23 protein-coding genes are annotated in these 22,749 nt (G+C 68.9%); 9 read left to right on the forward strand and 14 right to left on the reverse strand.

Translation table 11 applies throughout. The features are described 5' to 3' along the window. Nucleotides 1-107: 107 nt before the first annotated feature. Nucleotides 108-815 carry a hypothetical protein gene (locus EV649_RS27900; RefSeq protein WP_130386577.1) on the reverse strand — a complete coding sequence of 236 codons (708 nt, stop codon included), beginning with the start codon at nt 813-815 and terminating at the stop codon, nt 108-110. Between the two features lie 46 nt (nt 816-861). Between EV649_RS27900 and EV649_RS27905 the strand changes: the two genes are divergently transcribed. Next, entirely contained in the window at nt 862-1,752 is an 891-nt protein-coding gene (locus EV649_RS27905) for an aminoglycoside phosphotransferase family protein (RefSeq protein ID WP_130386578.1), read from the forward strand. Between the two features lie 12 nt (nt 1,753-1,764). Next, nucleotides 1,765-2,223, forward strand: a complete 459-nt coding sequence (locus EV649_RS27910) for a group II truncated hemoglobin (protein WP_130386579.1) — start codon at nt 1,765-1,767, stop codon at nt 2,221-2,223. Here EV649_RS27910 and EV649_RS27915 read toward each other — a convergent pair. Beyond that, nucleotides 2,220-2,870, reverse strand: coding sequence for a hypothetical protein (locus tag EV649_RS27915; RefSeq protein ID WP_130386580.1), 651 nt, complete (start codon nt 2,868-2,870; stop codon nt 2,220-2,222). The genes EV649_RS27910 and EV649_RS27915 overlap by 4 nt on opposite strands. A 129-nt stretch (nt 2,871-2,999) precedes the next feature. Between EV649_RS27915 and EV649_RS27920 the strand changes: the two genes are divergently transcribed. Genes EV649_RS27920 through EV649_RS27930 form a run of 3 tightly spaced genes read left to right on the forward strand, consistent with a single transcriptional unit; the run spans nt 3,000 to nt 6,957 of the window. Continuing rightward, the gene (locus EV649_RS27920) at nt 3,000-4,055 is read left to right on the forward strand and encodes a glycine betaine/L-proline ABC transporter ATP-binding protein (RefSeq protein WP_130386581.1); all 1,056 of its coding nucleotides are present in this window, start codon (nt 3,000-3,002) and stop codon (nt 4,053-4,055) included. Then, a complete protein-coding gene (locus EV649_RS27925) occupies nt 4,055-6,007 on the forward strand; it encodes an ABC transporter permease subunit (protein ID WP_130386582.1) in 1,953 nt (650 codons plus the stop codon). The genes EV649_RS27920 and EV649_RS27925 overlap by 1 nt, the downstream gene beginning before the upstream one ends. After that, nucleotides 6,004-6,957 carry an ABC transporter substrate-binding protein gene (locus EV649_RS27930; protein ID WP_130386583.1) on the forward strand — a complete coding sequence of 318 codons (954 nt, stop codon included), beginning with the start codon at nt 6,004-6,006 and terminating at the stop codon, nt 6,955-6,957. Before EV649_RS27925 ends, EV649_RS27930 begins: the two co-directional genes overlap by 4 nt. Nucleotides 6,958-7,213: 256 nt before the next feature. Here EV649_RS27930 and EV649_RS27935 read toward each other — a convergent pair whose 3' ends face one another. Next, nucleotides 7,214-7,462, reverse strand: coding sequence for a hypothetical protein (locus tag EV649_RS27935; RefSeq protein WP_130386584.1), 249 nt, complete (start codon nt 7,460-7,462; stop codon nt 7,214-7,216). Next, a complete protein-coding gene (locus tag EV649_RS27940) occupies nt 7,459-7,707 on the reverse strand; it encodes a sigma factor (RefSeq protein WP_198682738.1) in 249 nt (82 codons plus the stop codon). The genes EV649_RS27935 and EV649_RS27940 overlap by 4 nt, the downstream gene beginning before the upstream one ends. A gap of 260 nt (nt 7,708-7,967) precedes the next feature. On the opposite strand from EV649_RS27940, the gene EV649_RS27945 reads away from it, so the two are divergent. Next, nucleotides 7,968-8,564 carry a ParA family protein gene (locus EV649_RS27945; RefSeq protein WP_130386585.1) on the forward strand — a complete coding sequence of 199 codons (597 nt, stop codon included), beginning with the start codon at nt 7,968-7,970 and terminating at the stop codon, nt 8,562-8,564. 22 nt (nt 8,565-8,586) lie between these two features. Here the strand turns inward: EV649_RS27945 and EV649_RS27950 are convergent, their stop codons facing one another. From EV649_RS27950 to EV649_RS27970, 5 genes are all read right to left on the reverse strand, one after another. Further along, a complete protein-coding gene (locus tag EV649_RS27950; RefSeq protein WP_241998750.1) occupies nt 8,587-9,732 on the reverse strand; it encodes an ROK family transcriptional regulator in 1,146 nt (381 codons plus the stop codon). Nucleotides 9,733-9,806: 74 nt separating this feature from the next. Then, nucleotides 9,807-10,685, reverse strand: coding sequence for an oxygenase MpaB family protein (locus EV649_RS27955; protein ID WP_130386587.1), 879 nt, complete (start codon nt 10,683-10,685; stop codon nt 9,807-9,809). Between the two features lie 24 nt (nt 10,686-10,709). Further along, nucleotides 10,710-12,359, reverse strand: coding sequence for a PHP domain-containing protein (locus EV649_RS27960; RefSeq protein WP_130386588.1), 1,650 nt, complete (start codon nt 12,357-12,359; stop codon nt 10,710-10,712). A 33-nt stretch (nt 12,360-12,392) separates the two neighbouring features. Next, nucleotides 12,393-12,944, reverse strand: coding sequence for a GNAT family protein (locus tag EV649_RS27965; protein ID WP_130386589.1), 552 nt, complete (start codon nt 12,942-12,944; stop codon nt 12,393-12,395). Nucleotides 12,945-12,953: 9 nt separating this feature from the next. Continuing rightward, entirely contained in the window at nt 12,954-14,249 is a 1,296-nt protein-coding gene (locus EV649_RS27970) for an XRE family transcriptional regulator (RefSeq protein ID WP_130386590.1), read from the reverse strand. A gap of 228 nt (nt 14,250-14,477) precedes the next feature. Between EV649_RS27970 and EV649_RS41250 the strand changes: the two genes are divergently transcribed. Further along, nucleotides 14,478-14,651, forward strand: coding sequence for a hypothetical protein (locus EV649_RS41250; protein WP_166679921.1), 174 nt, complete (start codon nt 14,478-14,480; stop codon nt 14,649-14,651). A 373-nt stretch (nt 14,652-15,024) separates the two neighbouring features. On the opposite strand, the gene EV649_RS27975 is transcribed toward EV649_RS41250, so the two are convergent. Beyond that, a complete protein-coding gene (locus EV649_RS27975; RefSeq protein WP_198682739.1) occupies nt 15,025-15,414 on the reverse strand; it encodes a MarR family transcriptional regulator in 390 nt (129 codons plus the stop codon). 28 nt (nt 15,415-15,442) lie between these two features. Here EV649_RS27975 and EV649_RS27980 point away from each other — a divergent pair, with 28 nt between their 5' ends. After that, complete coding sequence (locus tag EV649_RS27980) at nt 15,443-15,874, forward strand: MarR family winged helix-turn-helix transcriptional regulator (RefSeq protein WP_130386591.1); 432 nt, start codon at nt 15,443-15,445, stop codon at nt 15,872-15,874. Nucleotides 15,875-15,883: 9 nt separating this feature from the next. Here the strand turns inward: EV649_RS27980 and EV649_RS27985 are convergent, their stop codons facing one another. Together EV649_RS27985 and EV649_RS27990 are read right to left on the reverse strand one after the other, a co-directional pair. Then, complete coding sequence (locus EV649_RS27985; RefSeq protein WP_130386592.1) at nt 15,884-16,888, reverse strand: GNAT family N-acetyltransferase; 1,005 nt, start codon at nt 16,886-16,888, stop codon at nt 15,884-15,886. A gap of 56 nt (nt 16,889-16,944) precedes the next feature. Continuing rightward, the gene (locus EV649_RS27990; protein WP_130386593.1) at nt 16,945-18,393 is read right to left on the reverse strand and encodes an MDR family MFS transporter; all 1,449 of its coding nucleotides are present in this window, start codon (nt 18,391-18,393) and stop codon (nt 16,945-16,947) included. Between the two features lie 168 nt (nt 18,394-18,561). On the opposite strand from EV649_RS27990, the gene EV649_RS27995 reads away from it, so the two are divergent. Continuing rightward, nucleotides 18,562-20,811: an NACHT domain-containing protein gene (locus EV649_RS27995; RefSeq protein WP_130387164.1), complete on the forward strand. Its 2,250-nt coding sequence runs from the start codon at nt 18,562-18,564 to the stop codon at nt 20,809-20,811. Here the strand turns inward: EV649_RS27995 and EV649_RS28000 are convergent. Both EV649_RS28000 and EV649_RS28005 read right to left on the reverse strand, forming a co-directional pair. Continuing rightward, on the reverse strand, nt 20,801-21,472 hold the full coding sequence (locus EV649_RS28000; RefSeq protein ID WP_130386594.1) for a hypothetical protein: 672 nt from the start codon (nt 21,470-21,472) through the stop codon (nt 20,801-20,803). The two genes, EV649_RS27995 and EV649_RS28000, sit on opposite strands and share 11 nt — an antisense overlap. A gap of 118 nt (nt 21,473-21,590) precedes the next feature. Next, entirely contained in the window at nt 21,591-22,715 is a 1,125-nt protein-coding gene (locus EV649_RS28005) for an MFS transporter (RefSeq protein ID WP_241998752.1), read from the reverse strand. Nucleotides 22,716-22,749 lie beyond the last annotated feature (34 nt).

Below are 22,749 nucleotides of genomic sequence, written 5' to 3' on the forward strand. Positions count from 1 at the left end.
GCTGCCGTGATCCCAGTCCCCACCACTGCCGACGCCAGAAGCGCCGCAACCACTCTGTGCCCCCACATGCAAGCAGGGTGACACTCTGCGAAGAACCTGCCTAGACCTCAACTGCCCCGGCGTTCGGCGAGTACGTCGATGAGCGTGCCGGCCTGGTTCGTCGGGAGGACCCAGTCCTCGCCGTTCGCCTGCAGGATCACGGCCGGGCCCTGGCTCGCGACCGCGTGGGTGACCGCGATCGGGAACTTGAGCCGTTCCGCACCGGAGAGCGAGAACTCGTACGTGCCGGTGATCTCGGTCAGCGGATACGTGCGGAACTGGTGCGCGGCGCGCGGGACCGGGTGCGACTGGACGGTGACCGAGTCCGCGCCGACGAGGACGGCGGCGAGCGGGATGCCACGGAGCCGGAAGACCAGCTCGTACGGCGTACCGGCGAGCTCGGGCACGAACGGGACCAGCAGCGCACGGTCGGCCGCCCGCGCCAGGGCGAGCCCGGCGACGATCCCGAGGATCAGGCCGGGCAGCGCGAGGATCGCCGGCCACCAGACGCCGACCGCCAACGGGAACAGCGTCACCATCAGACCGGTGAGACCGCCGAACAACCCGGCGACACCGAGCCACCACCGCGGCTGGTACCGATGCCGCTGCCGCAGCACGAACCCGATCACCAACATCGCGACCGGCACAACACACCCGATCCACGCCGCCGCCGTACCGCTCGACGCGATCAACGCGACGATCACCAGCAGCACCACGGGAATGCCCAAGTACGTCGCCGCCACGATCCGCTGAACCCGCCGATGCCTGCTCTCCACGGCAAAACCCAAGCACACCTTGCCCGAACCACCTACTCTGCGGGGGATGATCGAGATTCCCGCGAAGCTCATCCGGAACCACAGCGAGAAGGCCTCGGACTGGCTGGACGGATTGCCCGCTGCCGTCGAGCGGTACGTCGATGAGTGGCAGCTGACCGTGTCCGGCGACCCGTTGAGTGGCGAGGCGTCGCTCATCCTCCCCGTCGTACGGCGTGACGGGACCGAGGCGATGCTCAAGCTGCAGAGTGTCAACGACGAGTCCGAGGGCGAGGCGCTCGCGCTGCGCACGTGGAACCACGACGACGTCGTCGAGGTGCTCGAGGACGACCCGGAGACGTCGACGCTGCTGCTGGAACGGCTCGAACCGCGAACGCTCGACGACCTTCCCGATCACGTCGAGGCGACCCAGATCCTCGCCGAGCTCCTGAATCACCTGAGCGCCGTACCCGCCCCGCCCGGCATCCGCCACCTCTCGGACATCGCCGCCGGGATGATCGAGGACGCTCCTCGCCTGATCCCGAAGCTGGCGGACCCGGCCGAGCAGGCGTTGACCTGGCGGTACGTCGCACAGGTGACCGAGTTGCTGCCGGAACCCGGCGACCGCCTCCTGCACTGGGACCTGCACTACTGCAACGTGATGGCTGCGAAGCGGCAGCCGTGGCTGGTGATCGACCCGAAGCCGCTGGCCGGCGACCCGGCGTTCGAACTCATGCCGGCGGTGTGGAACCGGTGGGACGATCTGGTGGCGACCGGCGATCTCTCGCAAGCGATCCGCGACCGGTTCGACCTCATGCTCGAGGTGACCGGCATCGACCGGGACCGTGCGCTCGGGTGGACGGCAGGGCGGATCCTGCAGAACGTGCTGTGGTTCACCGCCGACGGCGATACCCGGATCGAAGCGGAGCTGAAGGCCGTCTCCGATGCCCTGCTCGTGTGATTACATGATTACGTGACTACTCCGACGCTGTACGAGTGGGCCGGCGGGCACGAGGCGCTGCGCCGGCTGACCGAGGTGTTCTACAACCAGGTGCTCGAGGACCCGATCCTCGCACCGGTCTTCGCGCACATGAGCGAGAACCACCGCGAGCACGTGGCGATCTGGCTCGGCGAGGTGTTCCGCGGCCACAGCCGGTACACCGACGAGCTCGGCGGCTACCCGGCGATGCTGTCGCACCACCTGAATCTCAAGCTGACCGAGGAACAGCGGTCCCGCTGGGCCGCCCTGATCGCGAGCAGCGCCGACCCCGCAGGCCTCCCGGACGACCCGGAGTTCCGGTCCGCCTTCGTCGCGTACGTCGAGTGGGGCACCCGGATCGCACTGGCCAACTCCCAGCCCGGCGCAACCCCGCCACCGAAGGCCCCTGTCCCGCACTGGGGCTGGGGCGAGGCACCGCCGTACCAGCCTTAGTTGCGGTCCCAGGTGCGGCGGGCGTGGCGGACGATCAGCAGGACGACGGTCGCCAGTACCGCGATGCCCCCAGCGATCCCGACGATGACGGCCACGGTGCGTCCGGCGCCGAACGTGTCCGCGACGAGGCCGGCCAATGCCCCGACGAGGACCGCCACGATCACGCTGACGAGCAGCGCGATACTCGACACGTACTGCGTGGCCGGGATCCGGGTCCGGCGGGTGCCGTAGGTTCGCATGATCCCAGCGATGTCCTCGCGGTGCCCGGTGATGAAGTACTCCTCGAGCTCGGGCGCGATGGCGAGGTAGCCCCGCCGCAACCGGTTCATCCCGATCACCAGCTCGACGTCCTCGCCGTTGAGCTGCACCAGGCGGATCACGGTGGCCACGCCGATGACGACCAGCAACGGGATGACCAGCAGCGCGAAGATCTGGAACCCGACGCCGAAGTCGGTGCTCTGCGCCACCAGGGCGAGCGCGACCATCGTCGCCGACACCACCGTCACGAACCAGCTCGCGCGGCTGAAGCTCTCGCTCCACGCCAGGCTGCGGGTGGCCAGCAGGCTCCAGTGCTCGGTGGACAGGATCTGCGCCCGAACACCGGGCGGAGTGGGTCCGTCGGGCTGGATGGACTCCTCGTCGGGCATATCAGCCTCCTCGGGCTGCGTCGGTCCGATCGTGCCAGTGTCGCGGACGGGCGCTGCTTCGGCGAACTGCGGGTTGGGTAGAGTCCCGGTTCACGTTGTGTCTGCCGGCGGGGATGCGAGGGTTTACCTGTGACCGCTCAGCTCGAATACCCCGACATTCAGGATTCTGACGCGCTGCTGTCCGTGCAGGGCCTGTGGAAAGTGTTCGGCCCGAAGGCCCAGCGCGTCCCGCGCCGGCCCGAGCTCGCTGCTCTGGACCGCGCCGCGCTTTACGCGAAGACCGGCTGTACGGCGGCCGTTCGCGACCTGAGTTTCGACGTTGCGCCCGGTGAGGTGTTCGTCGTGATGGGGCTCTCCGGCTCGGGCAAGTCCACGCTGGTCCGGTGCCTGACCCGCCTGATCGAGCCGACCGCCGGACGGCTGGTCTTCGAGGGCGAGGACCTGCGCGCAGCCGACGAGAAGCGGCTGCGTGCGCTCCGGCGGAGCAAGTTCTCGATGGTGTTCCAGCACTTCGGGCTGCTGCCGCACCGCAAGGTGATCGACAACGTCTCGTACGGCCTGGAGATCCGCGGCGAGAGCAAGCCGGACCGGCGGCGCCGCGCCCAAGAGGTCATCGACCTGGTCGGCCTGTCCGGCAACGAGCACCTGTATCCCGAGCAGCTGTCCGGCGGCATGCAGCAGCGAGTCGGCCTGGCGCGGGCGCTCGCCAACGATCCCGACGTACTGCTGTTCGACGAGCCGTTCTCCGCGCTCGACCCGCTGATTCGGCGCGAGATGCAGACCGAGGTCGTCCGGCTGCACCGCGAGGTCGGCAAGACGATGGTGTTCATCACCCACGACCTGTCCGAGGCCCTGAAGCTGGGCGACCGGATCCTGTTGATGCGCGACGGCGCCGCGGTCCAGCTCGGCACCGGCGACGAACTCGTCGGGGCGCCGGCCGACGACTACGTGCGCGAGTTCGTCCGCGACGTCCAGCGAGCCGACGTACTGACCCTGCGGTGGATCGCCCGGCGACCGCGCGACGGCGAGCCGTTGGACGGACCCGAGCTCGGTCCGGACGTCCTGGTCCGTGAGGCGACCCGCCTCGTGCTGGAGGCCGACCGGCCGGTCAAGGTCGTCTCGAACGGCACACTGCTCGGTGTGGTCGGTGACGAGGAGATTCTCGCCGTCGTCGCGGACAGCTGATGGCCGCCGTCACGAGTGACATGGAAGTCGAGGTACGTCGGCCGCGGCGCAGCGTGGTCGTCGGCGTGCTGCTCGTCGTCTGGGTCGCGGCGTACTTCGTCCTGCGCGGCATCGACACGCTCGTCCTCGGCGGGCAGGAGACCACCCCGCTCCATCGCTGGCTGACCGAACACCGCGACGATGTCGGTCAGGGCAACGTCTTCTTCGACGCGATCCGGATCGCGGTCGACCACTTCGTCGTACTGCTGCAGAACGTGATCTCGCAGCCGTCGTTCGACCGCCCGGTGCCGGTGATCGGGTGGCTCGGGGTGGTCGCGACCTCGGCGTACTGCGCTTGGGCGTTCGGCAACTGGAAGGTCGCCGTACTGACTGCTGCGGGGCTCGGCTTCGTCGGGTTGCAGGGGTTGTGGCAGGAGAGCATGGACACGCTCGCGCTGACCGTCGCGGCCGTGTTGCTGTCCTTGCTGATCGCGATCCCGCTCGGGATCTGGGCGGGACTGTCGAACCGCGCGTTCCGGGTCGCGACGCTGGTGCTCGACCTGATGCAGACGCTGCCGACGTTCGTGTACCTCGCGCCGTTGACGCTGTTCTTCGCGATCGGTCCGGCCGCGGCGACGATCGCCACCTTGATCTACGCGGCGCCGCCCGCGGTCCGGCTGACCGCGCACGCGATCCGCTCGGTGCCGCCGGAGAGTGTCGAGGCCGCGCGCTCGCTCGGCTCGACCCGTGGCCAGACGCTGCTGAAGGTCCTGCTGCCCATGTCGCGGTCGACCGTTGTCGTCGGCATCAACCAGACCATCATGGCGGCGCTCTCGATGGTGACCGTCGCCGCGCTGATCGACGCACCGGGCCTCGGCCAGACCGTGCTGAAGGCACTGCAAACGCTCGACGTCGGCGTCGCGTTCAACGCCGGTCTGGCGATCGTGGTGATCGCGATCGTCCTCGACCGGGTGACGACGGCGGCGGGTGACCGGCCTTGGCGTACGGCGAGTGTGCGGCGGAAGGTACTACTCGGCGCAGGCGCTCTTGCGGTGCTCGTCGCGGTCTGGTTCTCCCGCACCTACGTGTGGGCCGCAGACTTTCCCTCGGACGTCAACGTGGGCTCGCGAATCGCGGTGGTCGCCTCGGACGTGACCGACTGGGTGCAGAACGTTTTCGGCGGGTTCACGTACGGCCTGCGGGACGCGGTCACCATCGGTCTGCTGAACCCGCTCGAGGGGCTCCTGACCGGTTCGCCTTGGTGGCTCGTCAGCGCGGTCGTCGTGGCGTTGGCCGCCGTACTCGGAGGTTGGCGGGGCGCTGTGCCCGCGGCGGTGTGCCTCCTGTTGCTGGTGGCAACTGGCGTGTGGCAGGACAGCATGGTCACGCTGGCGTCGACGTTGCTCGCGACGGTCGTGGTCGTGGCCGTAGGGCTCGCGCTCGGTGTGTGGGCCGGGCGGAACCGTCGAGTCGACACCTGGATCCGGCCGGTGCTGGACGCGGGACAGACGATGCCGCCGTTCGTGTACCTGGTGCCGTTCCTGGCGTTGTTCGGGACCAGCCGGTTCACCGCGATCGCGGCCGCGGTGGTGTTCGCCGTACCGGTGACCACCAAGATCGTTGCGGACGGCATCAGGGCGGTGCCGGTCGCGACTGTGGAGGCGGCGAACTCGGTCGGATCGAGCGCCTGGCAGGTGATCAGCAAGGTGCAGCTGCCGGTCGCGCGGCGGGCGATCACGCTCGCGATCAACCAGGGGCTGATCTACGTGTTGTCGATGGTGGTCGTCGGCGGACTGGTCGGCGCGGGCGCGTTGGGGTACGACGTGGCCGCCGGCTTCGCGCAGAGCGAGCTGTACGGCAAGGGGCTGGCCGCCGGACTCGCTATCGTCCTGCTGGGCGTCATGCTCGACCGCATCACGCAGGCGGCAGCTCGTCGTACCCAGGATTTCCAAAGTAGAGGAGACAAGCGGTGAAGAAGCTCCGGTACGCCGGTGTGCTGACGGCGGTGGCGCTCGCGTTGACCGGGTGTGGCGGCGAGAAGATCGGTTCCCAGCCGCAACCGAGCGCCGGCAAGGAGTGCGGCACGTTCAACCTGACCGTGAGCCCGTGGGTCGGGTACGAGGCGAACGCCGCCGTGGTGGCGTACGTCGCGACCAAGGACCTCGGCTGCAAGGTGGTGAAGAAGAACCTCAAGGAGGAGATCGCCTGGCAGGGCTTCTCCACCGGCGAGGTGGACGTGAACCTGGAGAACTGGGGCCACGAGGACCTGAAGAAGAAGTACATCACCACCGACAAGGTCGCGGTCGAGGCCGGCTCCACCGGCGTCAAGGGCGTGATCGGCTGGTACGTGCCGCCGTGGATGGCCGCCAAGTACCCGGACATCACGGACTGGAAGAACCTCAACAAGTACGCCGCCCTGTTCAAGACGTCGGAGTCCGGCGGCAAGGGGCAGCTGCTCGACGGCGACCCGTCGTACGTGACGAACGACGAGGCGCTGGTGAAGAACCTGGCGCTGAACTACAAGGTCGTGCAGAGCGGCAGCGAGACCGCGCTGATCCAGGCGTTCCGGGACGCGGAGAAGAACAAGCGGCCGCTGCTCGCGTACTTCTACGAGCCGCAGTGGTTCTTCAACGAGGTCAAGCTGGTGAAGATCAACCTGCCCGCGTACAAGGCCGGCTGCGACGCGGTCCCGGCGAAGATCGCCTGCGACTACCCGCCGTACGACCTCGACAAGATCGTCTCGAAGAAGTTCGCCGACTCCGGCAGCCCGGCGTACGACCTGGTCAAGAACTTCCAGTGGACCAACGAGGACCAGAACGCCGTCGCCCGCATGATCGCCGTCGACAAACTCACCCCCGACCAGGCCGCCGAGAAGTGGGTCAAGGACAACCAGCCCAAGGTCAACGCCTGGCTCGGAAAGTAACAACCAACTGTAGTTTCAAGCGGCTCTCCTGGTCGGCCGCCACCCGCCAGCAGACGACGGGTTATCCCCTCGCGTGGTGGGTTCTCTACTGATATGCGAGGGGAGAACCCTGCACACGGGCGGATAACCCCGGCTCTTGTCCGGGATCGCGCGGCCGGAGGCCTCGGTCGCGCCGGCCACCCTTCGCCCGTGCAGACGCCGCGGGGTACGGCGCCGACGGCCTGAGCGCGCTCGTCGAACTGGTCAGGAAGCCCGACTAGGCCGTTGTGGTCAGCTTGCACTGGCCGTCGACGCAGTCGCGTTGGAGTTTGCCGCGGGAGATCGTTTCGATCAGGCCGATGACCCAGCAAGTGGGGCAGCCGCGGAAGGCAAGGAGGGTCACGGGAAGGAGCAGGAGGCTGGCTGGGCCTACTGCCAGCAGTAAGGCGAAGGCGGCGATCAGGCTGCCGAAGCCGATGACGCCACGGACCAGGTGCCGGGTCAGGGAGGTGCCGGCGAAGGTCATGTGGGGGCTCCCAGGGATTCGCGCACGGTGCTGCGGGCGCGGTGCAGGCGGGACTTCATGGCGGGGACCGTGAGGCCGAGGGCCTTCAGGGCCTCCTGCGCCGCGTCCTCGGCGTCCTCCGGCGTCGCGCACAGCGTCCGGGCGAACCGCCGTACGGTCGGATGCGAGTCCGCGACCAGCGCGGTGAGGGCGTCGACGTCGCCGTGCTGGGCGGCGCGGATCAGCTGTTCGTCGAGGTCAGCCACGGGCCCTCCGACGCAGTACGACGACGCTGCAGGTGCCGAGCAGCGCGACGGCGACGATTGCCGCGACGATCAGGGTGACGGTCATGGGGAGCTCCTTCATCGGATGCGATTTCAGGAGTAAGAGTCAGCGGCCGGCCGAAAGGATTCAGGCTGAAGTGGGGTTGAGCTTGTACACACGGGCTGGGGGCAACTATCACGATCTTGGCGGGCAACGCCGATGACACGCCGGATTTCGGGTCTGTCCGGGTAGATTCTCTCCCATGATCATCGTGACAGCTGCACTGAAGGGCGGGGTCGGGAAGACAACCACGTCGGTGTACTTGGCCGCGCTGGCATCTTCCAACCGTCGCACAGCCACTCTGATCGACGCCGATCCGCAGGGTAGCGCCGCGGACTGGATCGCGGAGTCCGAGGACGAACAACTGAACAGGATCGAGATCGCGGAGGCGCCGACCGAGCGCCTGCTGAGCAAGGCGGTGGACAAGGTCCCGCCGGAGGGTATCGGCATCGTCGACATGCCCCCGTCCCACGAACGGATGCTCAACAAGGCGCTCGAACGGGCCCGGATCGTGATCCTTCCGACGCGGGTCGGCGGCGTCGAGACTCCCCGGGTCAAGGCGGTGCTGGAGCTGGTTCCCGACCACATCCCGGTCGGCCTGGTGATCTGCTCGGCGCGGACCTACACGCGGTCGTACCAGGAAGCCATGCAGCAGTACGCGGAGGAGAACATCCCGGTCTGGGGCACCATCCCCGAGCGGGTCTCCATCACCGCCGGGCCGACGGGACCGCTCGCGGCCGACGGCCTCGAGTCCTACAAGAAGGTCTGGCGCAAGATCCTCGCCGCGGCCCGTAGCTAAGGCTTCGTCGGCAGTGCTCCGTTCAGCGTTGCAGGGGTGGTTCGCCCCGAACGTACGAGCGGAGCACTGTGGCCGCCGCGCCGCGGGCCCAGTCGTCGAAGGTGTGGGAGCGGAGCATCAGCCGGCAGTCCCCGGCCGCTCCGAACGCGTGCTCCGCGAAGGCGCGCCGCATCCGCTCCTCGTACAGGTCGTACTCCGCGACGCCCTCGCCGGCGATCATCACGAGCTCCGGCCCGACCAGGTTGACCATCGCGGCCAGCGCGGCGCCGATCACCTCACCGGCCCGGTCGAACGCCTCGCGCGCGTGTTCGTTGCCCTCGTGCGCCAACTTGATCGCACCGGCCAGATCCAGGTCCGCCTGCCCGGTGGTCTCCCGTGTCCGCGTCAGGATCGCGTCCGACGACGCCACGGTCTCCACGCAACCACGGCGGCCGCAGGTACACACCAGGTCGCCCGGCGCGAGCGGCAGGTGGCCGAGCTCGCCCGAGACGCCGTACGCGCCGGACACCACCTCGCCGTTGATGTAGAGCCCGCACCCGATGCCGGAGCCGATCGTCACGACGGCGAACGAGTCGGCGTTCACGCCGGCCCCGAACCAGTGCTCGGCCACGGTCAGCGCGCGGACGTCGTTCGACACCACGATCGGTACGCGGACCCGTTTGCCGAGCAGCTCCGCGACCGGGACGCTGCGCCAGCCCATCAGCGGTGAGTCCCGCACCACGCCGTGAGCCGCGTCGACATCGCCCGACACCGCGATCCCGATCCCGGCCAGCGGACCGGCCACCGCCGTACCGGACTTGAGCGCGGCGATCAGCGCCTTCACGTGCCCGGCGAGCTGCTCGATCACCGCCTCCGGGTCGGTGCTGTCCAGGTCCTCGTGCCGCACGTTGAGAATGCCCGCGGTGAAGTCGGTGGTGACGCCGATCAGGCTCGTCGGCGTGACCTTGACCCCGATCACCGAGACGCTGCTCGGTACGACGGTCAGCGGGCTCACCGGCCGCCCGATCCCGAGCTGGCTGTCGCCCTCGGTCGGGGCCGCCTGGTCGGTGACGAAACCGGTCTCGATCAGCGGCGCGACCGCCTTTGTCACGGCCGCCTGCGACAGCCCGGTCCGGCGCGCGATCTCCACCCGCGGGATCGGCCCCTGGGTCAGGATCTTGGTCAGCACCTCGACTCCCGCTGGAGTGGCCAACGGGAGTGGACGATGAGGACGCAGCGGCACGAGAACAACTTAGAGGACGGTCATGCCTCCGCGCCGGTTTCTGCCAGTGTTGGTGAGGCGAGGGCCCAGCGGATCGTTCTGGTGAGTCCGTCGCCTGCTGCCCGTACGACGGTCTGCTCGGCCAGCGGGAGGTACGGGAGCCGCAGCGGCAGTCTGGTCCACCACGGGAGCAGCCCGACCGCAGCAGCCGTCAGTACGCCGTACGCGGGTCGCACGGCCCACGGCACAGGCGGGTGCACCAGCATGAAGCGGGCCGCCTGGCGAGCTTCCGTCGTACCGCGTAGCTCGGGCTGGTACTCCTTCAGCAGCTGGTGCAGCTCGGCCACCGTGGTCGGCGGGTCGATCACCCCGAGTTTGCCCGCCACGAGCGCCGCATCCTCGACGTACTGGTCCTGCTCCGCCGCGGTGAGCGGATGCGCGCCGTACCGCTGGTGTGCGGTGAGGAAGCTGTCCACCTCGGCCAGGTGCACCCACTTGAGCAGGTGCGGGTCCGACGCCCGGTACTTCACCCCGTCCGGGCTGGTCCCGCGCACACGCTCGTGCACGGACCTGACGCGTGCGATCGCCTCCTCGGCGTCCGGGATCGCGCCGTACGTCGTGATCGCCAGGAAGTAGCTGGTACGCCGCAGACGTCCCCACGGATCGCCCCGGTACCCGGAGTGCGCCGCCACGGCAGCCATCGCCAGCGGGTGCAACGACTGCAGCAGCAACGCCCGCAGCCCCCCGGCGAACATCGACGCGTCCCCATGCACCCGCCGGATCGGGCTCTCCGGTGCGAACCAGCGCGGACCGGGGGTGTCATGCACTCGCCCACGCTCAGCCTGCGGATCCGGCCCCGCAACCTTCGTCAAAATCATCCGCGCGAGCCCGTCGCGCAACGGGCTCAACTGGGCAGCCATACGACCAGTGTCCCCACGACGCAACTACTGGACCACGTCGACGAAGATCGGGTTGGTGTAGAGCCAGGTATCGAGCCACGGGTCGCCGTCGTTGTCCGGGTGCTGAATCGGGCCGGCCGGGTCGATGCGGCTGCCCAGGTACCCGGGCCCGTTCCGCCTCCCGTCGCTGCCGCGCACCCGTATGTAGTGCGACCGCTCCGCACGTCCCAGCGGGATGCGGACCTCATAGGTCCCCGACTTCCGCCGCACGTCGACCTGCTCGACCACTCTGGTGTCAGGAGCCTTCCAGCTGTCCCGGTCCACGCTCGGACCGGTCACCACACCGCGGATGACGTCCACATGCTCCAGCTTCGGCAACAGGCCGTGGTAGTTCGGCCGGGACGCACTGGTCACGGTGACGCGCAGTTCGAGCCCCTGCGACTTCTGGACGCGCAACCGCCCGCCCAGCGTCGCACCGCGTTGCCGTGAGCCCACAGGTGCGAGTCGTACGTCGATACCGTCCACAAGCTGCCCATGGTCCACCCAGACGCGGCCGGCCCGCAGAGCGGCCATGACCTCGAGGTAGCCGTACCTGGTGACGCCGACGTGGGTCCTGCTGAACTGACCGGGCCAGAAGTCGCTGCCCGGCTGCGGTACGCCGGAGTCCGTCGGCGACGGCTTCCAGCCGAGGCTGTCGAAGTTCTGCCCCGCCGGGAACTCCCCGTCCTTCCAGGTGTCCCAGATGGTCCGGTGGTTGTCGCTGTTGGAGGTGATCGAGAACAGCCGGCCCTCGGCGAGCATGCTGTCCCACAGCCCACCGACAGTCGCGGTCGCCCAGTCGAAGCCGCCGTACGTCCGGTACGCGTCAGCCGGGTAGCCGACGTAGCTGCCGGTGCCTGGTGCGTTGGCGTACTCACCGCGCTGTGCACGCGTCGACCCGCGGTACGCGACCCACGCCGGGTCGGCGTCGCCCTGCGAACCAGGTGCGCCTTCCATCCCGATGCAGACACCGCTGTCCCGCCAGGCGCGCAGCTCGTGCGGCGCGTCGATGCCGAGGCGCATAGGGTGGTTGGCGAGCACCAGTACGTCGTCGACGTACTTCGCCTGCTTCTGCGCGGCCAGCCACTGCAGGGCCTTGACTGCGTGCAGTTCGTTGTCCGGTGTATCCGCAGAGCGGCCCGTCAGCTTGCCGTCGTACTCGCGCTCGAACTGCTGGAGCAACGAGACGTTGTTGGCGCCGGGCGCAACGAGGACAGTGCCGTGCTCGGCGGCGGGGATGTACCACTCGAGCCCCTGGAAGATCAGCATCCGCGGGTTCTCCGCACGAGCCTTCAGGACCTCGGCGTTCTCGGCCGCCGCACCCTTGTCGGCATGCCCGAAGTTGCTGTGCTCGGTGAACGCCATCCAGTCCAGCCCGTACTGCGCACCACGCTGCGCGAGCTGGCTGAAGTCGTACTTCGCGTCGTGGCTGTACCTGCTGTGGACGTGATGGTCCCCCACCAGATAGACGAGCTCAGGATCGCTCTCCGAGTACGCCGTACTCGCAGCCGCCTCCTGGGTCGTCACAGCGGCCGCCGCGAACCCTGCCCCGAGCAGCCCGGCCCCGCGCATCAGGGTCCGCCGCGACACCCCCTGCGGATCCAGCTCCCGATCCGGAATCTTCGGGTCTGCCCACTCCGGCACCTGTTGCGTCATGACGCGCAACCTTGCTGGTCCTGACAAACCAGGTCAAGGCTCCGGGTGGCTCCTGGGTGAATGTTCGGGTTCGAGGAGGGAGTAGAGGAGGGAGTCGCGCCAGGCTCCGTTGGTGAAGACGTGGTCGCGGAGGTGGCCCTCGTAGGTGAAGCCGAGGCGCTTGACGACCGCGATCGACGCCTCGTTCTCGGGGCCGATCGCGGCCGTGACCCGGTGCCGGCCGAGGGCGCCGAAAGCGAAGCCCAGCAGCACCCGGGCCGCGTCCGTGGCGTACCCGTGGCCCCACTGGTCCGCGCTGATCGCGTAGCCGAGCTTGGCGGTCCACGACCCGCTCGGCGCGATCCGGCCGAACCCGATCACGCGATCGTCGTCCGGCCGGGTCACGGCGAGCATGTAGTCGGGACGGTTCTCCTGCGTGGTCCGCGCCACGATGGCGGCCAGGCTCTGCTCGGCCTTGGCGCGGTCGTAGCTGTCGAACGCCATCCAGGTGGTGACGCGGTCGTCACCGGCGATGGCCAGGTAGTCGTCGAGGTCCGTTGTCCGGAATTCCCGCAGTACAGTCAGCCGTCCGCTGAGTGCCTCCATCCGCGCAGGCTACCGGGGGTAGGTCTGCATCGGAGTCCGGGTGAAGGTCTCGATCTCCTCCTGGAGCTCGCGCGCGTCGTCGGCGCGACCGGACTGCCGCAATGCCTGGTGAACCCGGCGGGCCGAGTGCACCACGCCGTTGATCCGGCGCTCGGTCGGCAGCGTCAGCACCGGGGCCAGCGCGTCCGCCGCGCCGTCCAGCTCACCGCTCGCGATCCGGGTGATCGCCATCGCGGCGTGGCTGCCGGCCGCGTCGCCGAAGGCCCACTCCGGGTGGTTCTGGTCGGTGTACGCGTCGACGGCCTGGCTCGAGTACCGCTGGGCCTGCTCGACCTCACCGGGAAGCTGAGCGAGCGCGTCGGCGGCGTAGTACAGCTGACGGTTGCGGCCGAACGTGCACAGGCCGCCCATGTCGTCGAGGTCGTCGTTGTGGACCGAGTTCCACGCCTCTTCGGCGCGCTCCAAGGCGGCCCGGGTGGCCTCCGGGTTACCGAGCGCGGCCCAGGCGCGGGCCTCGCTGACCGGGAGCCAGACGCTGGTGGTGCTGTTGGCCTGCTCGGCGTACCCGGCGCCGAGCTGCGCGTACCGCACCGAGTCGTGCGGGTTGCCGGCCCAGTAGGAGACCAGGGACTGCAGGCCGCGCACCCAGGCGCGCAGGCCGTGGTGGTCGGCGTTGTCGGCGCACATGAACGCGGTCCGCGCCTGGGTCAGCGCGGCGTGCGGGTTGCCGAGGTCGTGGGAAGCCTTGGCGAGCAGACCGCCGGTGACACCGGCCAGGAAGTACAGCTGGCGGTGGTGGTCCGGGCGCTGGCGGCTCTCCAGCAGACCGAACACCAGGTCCTGCGTCTCGACCAGCTGGCCGAGGATCTCCGGCAGTGGACGCTGCGGGTACGCCTGGGCGGCGTGGCGTACGTCGTCGTACACCTGTTCCATGGCCTCGCTTCCGAGACCGGACTGGGCCGCGAGGGCAAATGCCCTCGCGCGGCTGGCAGCCATGTCGAGAACCTCCATCTCATTACCTGTCGTGATCCGTCCACTCGCGGCAGGTGCCGGCACCACCTGGGCGGCCTGTTCCGGCACGTACGGCGCGAGGAGTTCCTCGACCGGCTTGCCGAACAGACGTTGCAGGGTGCGCCGGGTCTGAGGAGTGGTCCCTGCGCGCTCGCCCGATGCGAGGCGACGCAGGTGCCGCTCGGTGATGGTTCCACCCAGCTCGACGAACTCGGCGACGATCTCGGAGTAGGTCTGGTTCCGGCGCTGGATCAGGTGCGCCAGGACCGTCTTTGGCGCATACCTACTCGCCATCGTTCCTCCCGTTCACGTCAGTCAGACGTTGTCTCGACTTGTGCCCCACGACAAGGTGCTGTCCCCCAGATGTCCGCGAGAGGACCGGAAGAGGTCCGGCAAAGGTCCGGTCCAGGTCCTAGAGCGGTCACGTTGGGCTCGTGCACCATTACTGCCATGACAACCAGTAAGTCCAACTGGTTGCAAGGCCTGAGAGTTACGGGGTGAGAGGTTGTGACCATCGCGGAAATGACGTCGAGACAGCACCGGCGCCGAGTCCGGGTCTGGTTCGGCGAGCACGTGATCGCGCAGTACGTCGCGGAGGCGCCCTTGGCGGCCCGCTACGAGCAGGCGATGCGGCGCCGTTTCGCCGGTCTCAAGGTCACCAACGACCTGCTCGGCCCGCTCGACTCGAACGACTGAAAGACCGCAGATTTCCGGGTCCTCCTCAGACCCGGTCTGCTGACCCTGGAGTCTCCTCACGTTCAGGGTCGGCGCTTGGAAAGGTCCGGAGCACTCCTCAGTTCCGGACGAAACCGAGGTGCGGTCCGGAGCACTCCTCAGCTCCGGACCGCACCGCCCTCCCGACCCGGCTGGGCTTGGCGGCTGAGTTCCCTGTATCGCCGCCGCCCAGCCGTTCCAACCCACCTCCTGGCCGACACCTCGGGCCAGGCAGGGCCGAGTGTCCTGGGCGGTAGGACACCGGAGGCTCCCGACACCTCACCGGGAACCTCCCCCTTGAGGTGGCCGGCTCCGAGTGTGACCGCCGCGCCTGGGCGGTCACACTCGGAGCCTTTCACGCCAGGTTGGCGGCCATCCGGCGGAGCACGCCGACCGTCGCCAGGTACTCCGAGTCCGAGACCCCGGCAGTGACCCGCCGCCGCTGCGCCTGAACCTTCGTGCTCAGCGCCTGCAGCGCGCGCTCACCGTCCGCCGTGAGTGTCTCGCCCGTCAGCCAGCCACGCTCAACCAGCGGCCCGGTCACGGCAGCGAGCTCTTCCGCGCCGGACAGGAACGGGGCCAGCGCCTCGGCGATCGGGCTGGGTCCGGCCGCGGCGTTGAGTGCCTGCCACTGGCGCCGGGTGAGCCCGTCGTCGGCGAGGACCCGCTCGAACGACTCCTCGAGCAGGCGGTCGACCTCCTTCAGCCACCAGCCGATAGGCTTGTTGTCATCTGACATATACATGTCAATGAGCATATAGTTGGAGCCAGGCATGGACAAGACCGACCCGGTCGCCGAGGTCGAGGCCGCGATGATCGCGATCCGCCGCCGGCAAACCCGCCGTACCTTCGCCGTCCAGTCCGGCGGACCCGACCCGGTCCAGGAGGTCCTGGACGCCATCGAGGCAGCCGAGCCCAACCCCGTCGGCGTCAACGGCATTGCCACCGCCCTGGGCGTAGACCAGCCCCGCGCCAGCAAGCTGGTCGCCACCGCAGTCGCTGCAGGCCTCCTCCGCCGCGAAGCCGACCAGGCAGACGGCCGCCGCACCAACCTGGCCCTCACGCCCGCAGGCAGATCCCAGCTAGAAGCAGTCCACGTCTACCGCCAAGCCCGTTTCACGACCGCGATGGCGGACTGGACTCCCGAAGAACGCGCAACCTTCGCCAACCTCCTGACCCGCTTCGTGACCGCCCTGGACCGCTAGATGTCCGCTTCAGGTCCGGACCTCGACGTAGACCGCGAACGGGGCGTCCGGCTGTACGTCGGGTTCGCCAGCGGCCCAGCCCTCTGCGCGGATCTCGCCGGCGTATTGCATTCCGAGGCGCATCATCACGGCTTGGGATGCGGTGTTGACCTGTTCCGTCAAGGCGATCACGGATGAGGCGTTCAGGGTGGTGAAGGCGTAGTCCAGGCCGGCGCGGCCGATTTCCGTGGCAAGGCCGCGGCCGCGGGCGGACTCGACGAGGGCCCAGCCGAGTTCAAGGCCTGTCCACTCGGGTCCCACCAGTGCGGCGATGGCCTCGGCAGTCGGCGTACCGGCGGGGATCCGGGACATTCCGCCCCGCCCGGCCAGCTCGCCGCTCTCCCGCTCGTACGCGATCCACTTGCCCACCGAGTCGCGGTCCCAGCTCGCCTGCTGTTCGACGGCTCGCGCTGCTGCTTCCTCAGGTGACCACGACCCGTCGTACCACCGGGCCACCCACGGGTCCGCGTACATCCGCACCAGGTCCGCCGAATGTCCGGGCAGGACGCCGTTCGGACCAGTGATCGGCTCCAACCGGAGGCGGTCCGTGAATCGCGTCCGGACCACATGTGCCACCAGGTCCCGCAGCCGGCGGTCGCCGTCGGTCCGGTTCACCATCAGCAGGTCCAGGTCGCCCGGTCCGGCCCACGCGGACGCGTCGTGCTTTCCGACCTCGAGGCGCGGCCGGGTCAGGTCTCCATCGACGGTGACGAGGTAGTCGACCTCCCGCCGTACCCGGCCCTCCCACTCCCATTCCCAGTCCGCGACGGTCCTGACGATGTCGCGGACCTTCCAGCCGGTCTCCTCCTCGACCTCCCGCGCCAGCGCCTCCTCAGGTGTCTCCCCCGCCTCCAGATGCCCACCGACGATGTCCCAGATCCCCGGCAACAACCGCCGGTCCGCCGTACGCCGCTGCAGATAAACGCGATGCTGCTCGTCCCGGATCAATGCACCAACACAGTCGACCGCACGCATGCCGCCAACCTAACCCGTGGTGTCAGCGGTCGCGACGAACTGCTGGCGCTGATGAGCTAGCGGACCGGGTGTTCGGTGATGCGGTTGGGCATGAAGAGGACGGCTACGACGAGGAGGAGTGCGGCCGCGGCGGCGCCGTAGTAGACGTCGTGGATGGCGGGGGCCAGGATCCCGGCCGGCACCTTCTCCAGGTCCGCGTGGTCGTCTCCCAGCCGAGCTGCGACAACGCCGTTCGCCACCGCGCCGAAGACCGCGACACCGACCGCGCTGCCGACCGAGCGGGCGAACATGTTCGCCCCGGTCACCACACCGCGCGTCTGCCATTCGACGGACGACTGCGCCGCCACGACCGACGGTGACGCGGAGAAGCCGAGCCCGATGCCGATGATGAAGCAGGCCGCGGCGAGGTGCAGTACGGCGCTCGTGGCGCTGACCGTGAGCAGCACACCAGCTCCGAGTACGACGATCAGTGCGCCCATCGACATCGTCGTACGGAAGCCCACGCGCAGGTAGATCCGCCCGGCGAGCGACGCCGCGATCGGCCAGCCCAGCGTCATCGCGGCGAGCGTGAACCCGGCGACGAGGGCCGACGTACCGAGGACGCTCTGGGCGAACAGCGGCACGTACGTCGACAGCCCGATCATCAGCAACCCGATCAGCAACGCGGCCGAGTTCGCCGAGTTCAGCACCCGATGGCCGAGCACCCACAGCGGCAGGATCGGCTCGGCCGCGCGCCGCTCGACCAGCACGAACGCGATCAGCAGTACGACGGCCGCGGCCAGGATCACGATGCTCGTCGGTGAGTCCCAGGCCCACATCACGCCGCCCTCGAGCAACCCGAGCAGCAGTAGCGAACCGCCGACCGCGAGCAGGATCGCGCCGGCGTAGTCGATCCGGTGGCTGGTCTTCTCCGCCACCTTCTCGTCGAACCGGCGGACCAGCACCCAGGCGGCCGCCATCCCGAGCGGGATGTTCACGAAGAAGATCCACCGCCAGGAGATGAAGTCCGAGAACACGCCGCCGAGCGTCGGTCCGACGAACGACGAGATACCCCAGACGCTGGCGATGTAGCCCTGCACCTTGGCCCGCTCCGCGACCGTGTAGATGTCGCCGACGATCGTCATCCCGATCGGCTGGATCGCGCCGGCGCCGAGTCCCTGGATCAGCCGGAACGCGATCAGCGCGGGCATGCTCCAGGCGAACCCGCACAGCACCGACCCGAGCAGGAACAGCCCGACGCCGAGCAGCATGATCGGCTTCCGCCCTCGCTGGTCCGCGAGCTTGCCGTAGATCGGCACCGACACGGCCTGCGCGAGCAGGTAGATCGAGAACAGCCAGGGGAACTGGGTGAATCCGCCGAGGTCGGCGACGACGGACGGTACGGCGGTGGCGAGGATCGTCGCGTCGATCGCGACCAGCCCGACGCTCAGCATCACCGCGAGCAGAATCGGGCCCCGCTCCGACCGAAGCCCCACGCCCGTCCGGTCGATCCGTTCCGTAGTCATATCACCAACCAATGTATGTGAACCGACAACTGTTCCCCACTCGTAGCCCGCCCACTGGACGTCCCTGTGTACGACGAGGCAGGACGGTCGAGTGCAAGGCTGGGCGGAGGTGCGACGCGCCCGGCCGGGACGGTGGGCTCACGGGCGGTTACGCTCCGAGGGGTGAGGATGCGGGCCGTACTGCGTGGTGTCGTGCTCGTGGTGACTGTCTCGCTCGCACTGGTGCTGCTGCCGATCGCGATCAACGTCGGCACCGGCGGCACCGCACCGGCCTTTCTCGCGCCGTACGTCGGCTGGGTCTGGCCGGCGATCGGGGTGCTCTGGGTCGTCGCGGTCCTGACCGCACTGTTCGAGGTCCGCGACCGCCGCCTGCCGATCATCTCCAACCGCGGTGCCGACCAGCCGCGCAACCGCCCCAACGCCCTCGCCCGCATCGACCGGTACTTCTCCGAACGTCGTGCCGGCTCACTCGCGGCGCGCACCCGCGTCGCCCTGGCCCTCGACGAGCACCCCGGCGTCGTGGTCCGCCCGTACGACCTGGTCGTCCAGCCGCTCGACAGCGCACCGCGGCGCGTCCCGAACGAGGCGGACATCGCAGGTGTCTTCGACGAGCTCCAGGACTCGATGCTGATCCTCGGCGCACCTGGTGCCGGCAAGACCACGCTGCTCCTCGACCTCGCCCGGAACCTCGCCAAGCAAGCACATGCCAACAAGGACCAGCCCATCCCTGTCGTGGTCGACTTGGCCGGCTGGACCGCACAGTCGTCGTACCAGAACGACGACGACCCTGCTGACAGCCCACTGGTCGCGGGCTTCGTCCGCTGGCTGCTGTACGAGCTGGACGACCGCTACGGCATCCCGCCCGCTGTCGGACGCACCTGGTTGAGCAACGGCGAGCTGGCAGTTCTGCTCGACGGACTGGACGAGATCGCCGAACCGAACCGTGGAAAGCTCGCACCGGTCCTGGAGGAGCTCCGCCGCAACTACCGGATCGGGCAGCTCGCAGTCACGTGCCGAACGAACGACTACGAACGCCTCCCCCACAAGCTGAGGCTGTTCGGCGCTGTGCACATCAGACCGCTCACGAGAGAACAGGTCCTCGACTACTTCACCACTGTCGGACCGGCACTCGACGGTGCGCGCGCTGCGATCGAGCAGGACGACGCGCTCTGGGAGCTGGTCAACTCGCCGCTGATGCTCAACGTGATGGTCCTGGCGTACCAGGGTCGAGCACCGGAGGACGTGAACGCCCGTGGCGTCGCGGACCTACGCCGGGAGCTCTTCGACACCTACATCTGCGAGGTCCTCGCCCGAAACCGCCAGACCGCGAGACAGTACGACGCGAAGACCGCCGTACGGCGCCTGTGGTGTCTGGCCTGGTGGACTCGACGCCGTGCCGGTGACCGGACCGCCGTACCGCGGTGGATGGTGCCTGACGGGTGGTACGGGTTGTCGCTGCCGGAGGTGGACTACCTGACGCACGCGGTGTGCCTGCCCGCACTGTTCGCAGCACTGACTGCCGGCGTGACGCTGGTGATGCTCGCGCAGTACGGCGTACTCGCCGGACTGGCTGTGGCGGGCGCTGCGCTGCTACTCGTCCATCTCCTGCCGCACCCGTGGCAGAAGCGCGAAGGAAGCGGTCAGGATCGCGTACCGCTCTTCGCCCTCATCTTGTTCGCAGGTACGGCGATAACTGTCGCTGTGACTGTTGCCGCGCTCGGACTGGTCGAGCTGCTCACCGCCAAGCCCGCGCTCCTTGTCGAGGCCGTTGTGATCGCTGGAGCCTACGGAGTCGAACTGCTCGTGTTCCACGACAACCGGCGGCGGCTGCTCCTCGGCGTACGGCTGGCTGTGGTTGTGGTGGCGAGCTGGATCACCCTGAGCCTCGGCGACACCACTGCCTTCGCCTGTGGGGTGGCGATCGGCCTCCTGGTTGCTCAGGCAATCCGGATGGTGAAGTCGCTGCCGACCGACCACCTCCCCACCACAGCCGACAAGGGGTGGCGGATGGACCCGTGGGTCGCTGGTGGGGCTGTTGCCGCGTTCCTGGTCGCACTGGTCCTTGGAGCCGACCTGGCGTCGCCGCAACTGGAGGCGGTCGCCGGCATCGTGGTTGGCACAGTCGCAGCAAAGGCGTGGCGTCGTCGTCCACCTGTCCTGGCCGGACCGCTGTCCCGGCTGCTGCACGACTCGCTACTCCGCTGGACCGGGTACCTACCGTGGCACCGCCGAGCCTTCCTGCAGTACGCCGCCGACCGCCACGTACTCGCCCGCACCGGGCGTGCGCAGTACTCGTTCATCCACCTCCTCGTCCGCGACCACCTGGCCGAGTGCACACCGGACGAACTCGCGGCAAAGGTCGACCGCCGCATCACAGAACGCGCAGCCCGCACTCAAGCCGGCTCGTTCAGGGCATAGCTTGGTGCTGCTGGTTGATCCGACTCAACCGCGCGGAACAGTGGCTGCCGACGGCACCGCCCACCACCGCGCTCACCAACGTGACGAGCACAATCGCGACGAGTCCGACCAGCGCCGCCGCCGTACGATCGGTCTCGGCGATCGGTAGGGACGTCCAGTCGATCCTCGCGACGACGTCGTATTCGTGGACAGCGACGTACCCGAGACCGACGATCACGGCGGTGGCGCCCCAACTGAGCAGCCACACGTCCAGGCCTTGCCGTCCACCATGCGCCGGCACCATCCGTCCGCCGGCGTAGCCGCCCGAGAACGCACCGATTCCCAGCGCTACAACGATGACGATCCAAGCGCTGACAGCGAGCCACTCACTGTCCGCCCAGCCGGCAAGCCTGTCCCAGCCGATCACGGTGCCGACGGCACCGACCGACGCCAGCAGCAGTACGACGATGCCGCCGGCAACCAACCAGCCGAAGAAGGCGACGCCGAACGACACGCCCGACTCGTCCGCTCGCCACTCGTCGACGCCCCGATCGGCATCGTCCCCATCGCTGTCCGGGTCGGGATCCTGCTCCGTACGCTCGTAGCCGGCCTGCAACAACTCGTCCAGTCCGACCTCGATGACTCTGGGGTCCCCGTGGACCGCGCCTCGCCGACGCATCATGGTCACTCCCTGACAAGACCGCCTGTACCGACGGTGTGCTGTCAGCTACTTCAGCCGCATCCCGCGGCGCTTCCGCTGTATCTCCCGGTACCCGCAACCAATCGCGCTCAGCCTCAGTTCAAGCCGGTTCGTTCAGGGCGTAGCCGATCAGGCTGCTGCACAGGACGAGTGCGATCAGTGTGCTGAGAGCCAGGCGCAATGAGGTGTGCTCGGCGATCGTGCCGAGGACCGGCGTCGCCACGCCGCCGATGCTGACCGCTAGGCCGAGGGTCATGCCGCCTGCGGTGCCGACGCGGCCGGGGAGGAAGTCCTGGCCGAGTGTCACGTGCAGCGAGAACGGGATCGACATCGCGATCGCGGTCGCGGCGAGGAAGCCGAAGAACGCTGGCCCGGGTACGAACACCAGGCAGGCGATCGCGGGTACGGCGACGGCGTACGACGTCCGAAGCGTGCGGACCCGTCCGTAGCGGGTGGCGAGGCGGCCGCCGAGGAGCGTGCCGAGTGCGCCCGCGGCGAAGAGGACGAACAGCGCGATCCCGCCGGTCGTCGTACCGCCGCCGACCCGCTCGCCGGCGTACAGCGCGATGAAGGTGCCGAGGCCGACGAACACGATCGACCGGCAGATCATGATCAGCGACAACCGCAGGAACGACGGCCAGTCGTCCGTCCCTTCACCGCCGCTGCGGGTGATTGCGACGGCTGCACGTGAGCGGACGGCCCACGTGGTGATCGCGGCGCCGACCAGCGCGGGTACGACGAGCAGCGGCGTCAGCGACAACCCGCCCGCGGCGATGATCGGTGTGACCAGGACCGGCGCCAGCGCGAACCCGACGTTCCCGCCGACCGAGAACCAGCTCATCCCGACGTGGCTGCCACCGCTCACGACGCGGGCCATCCGGGCGGCCTCTGGGTGGTACGCCGCGACACCGAGCCCGGACAGCGCGGCCGCCAACCACATGAGCCAGTAGGTCTGGCCGACGCCGATGAGGGCGATGCCGAGACCGGCGGTGGTCATCGCGACCGGGATCAGCCAGGTGAGCGGACGGCGATCGGTCAGTACGCCGAACACGGGCTGGACGACCGAGGAGAGCAGAGTTGCGGCCAGCGTGATGCCCGACACCGCGACGTACCCGAGGCCGCGCTCGGCGACCAGGAACGGTACGAGCGCCGGCACGCAGCCCTGGTAGATGTCCACGCACGCGTGGCCGGTGGCCATCAGTCCGATCGGTCGAAGTCTCCGCACCACTCGATCGTCACGGCCGGGGCGGTTGTCCGGC

This window comes from Kribbella sp. VKM Ac-2569 (genome assembly GCF_004216905.1).
Lineage (GTDB): Bacteria > Actinomycetota > Actinomycetes > Propionibacteriales > Kribbellaceae > Kribbella.

Bases quoted from the DNA above. Each gene is read 5' to 3' on its own strand.
- EV649_RS27965 (WP_130386589.1), bottom strand. From the start codon at position 12,944: ATGGAGGCACTCAGCGGACGGCTGACTGTACTGCGGGAATTCCGGACA.
- EV649_RS27945 (WP_130386585.1), top strand. From the start codon at position 7,968: ATGATCATCGTGACAGCTGCACTGAAGGGCGGGGTCGGGAAGACAACC.
- EV649_RS27935 (WP_130386584.1), bottom strand. From the start codon at position 7,462: ATGACCTTCGCCGGCACCTCCCTGACCCGGCACCTGGTCCGTGGCGTC.
- EV649_RS27955 (WP_130386587.1), bottom strand. From the start codon at position 10,685: ATGGCTGCCCAGTTGAGCCCGTTGCGCGACGGGCTCGCGCGGATGATT.
- EV649_RS27995 (WP_130387164.1), top strand. From the start codon at position 18,562: ATGCGGGCCGTACTGCGTGGTGTCGTGCTCGTGGTGACTGTCTCGCTC.
- EV649_RS27915 (WP_130386580.1), bottom strand. From the start codon at position 2,870: ATGCCCGACGAGGAGTCCATCCAGCCCGACGGACCCACTCCGCCCGGT.
- EV649_RS27990 (WP_130386593.1), bottom strand. From the start codon at position 18,393: ATGACTACGGAACGGATCGACCGGACGGGCGTGGGGCTTCGGTCGGAG.
- EV649_RS27985 (WP_130386592.1), bottom strand. From the start codon at position 16,888: ATGCGTGCGGTCGACTGTGTTGGTGCATTGATCCGGGACGAGCAGCAT.
- EV649_RS27970 (WP_130386590.1), bottom strand. From the start codon at position 14,249: ATGGCGAGTAGGTATGCGCCAAAGACGGTCCTGGCGCACCTGATCCAG.
- EV649_RS27975 (WP_198682739.1), bottom strand. From the start codon at position 15,414: ATGTATATGTCAGATGACAACAAGCCTATCGGCTGGTGGCTGAAGGAG.
- EV649_RS28000 (WP_130386594.1), bottom strand. From the start codon at position 21,472: ATGATGCGTCGGCGAGGCGCGGTCCACGGGGACCCCAGAGTCATCGAG.
- EV649_RS27980 (WP_130386591.1), top strand. From the start codon at position 15,443: ATGGACAAGACCGACCCGGTCGCCGAGGTCGAGGCCGCGATGATCGCG.
- EV649_RS41250 (WP_166679921.1), top strand. From the start codon at position 14,478: ATGACGTCGAGACAGCACCGGCGCCGAGTCCGGGTCTGGTTCGGCGAG.
- EV649_RS27960 (WP_130386588.1), bottom strand. From the start codon at position 12,359: ATGACGCAACAGGTGCCGGAGTGGGCAGACCCGAAGATTCCGGATCGG.
- EV649_RS27925 (WP_130386582.1), top strand. From the start codon at position 4,055: ATGGCCGCCGTCACGAGTGACATGGAAGTCGAGGTACGTCGGCCGCGG.
- EV649_RS27905 (WP_130386578.1), top strand. From the start codon at position 862: ATGATCGAGATTCCCGCGAAGCTCATCCGGAACCACAGCGAGAAGGCC.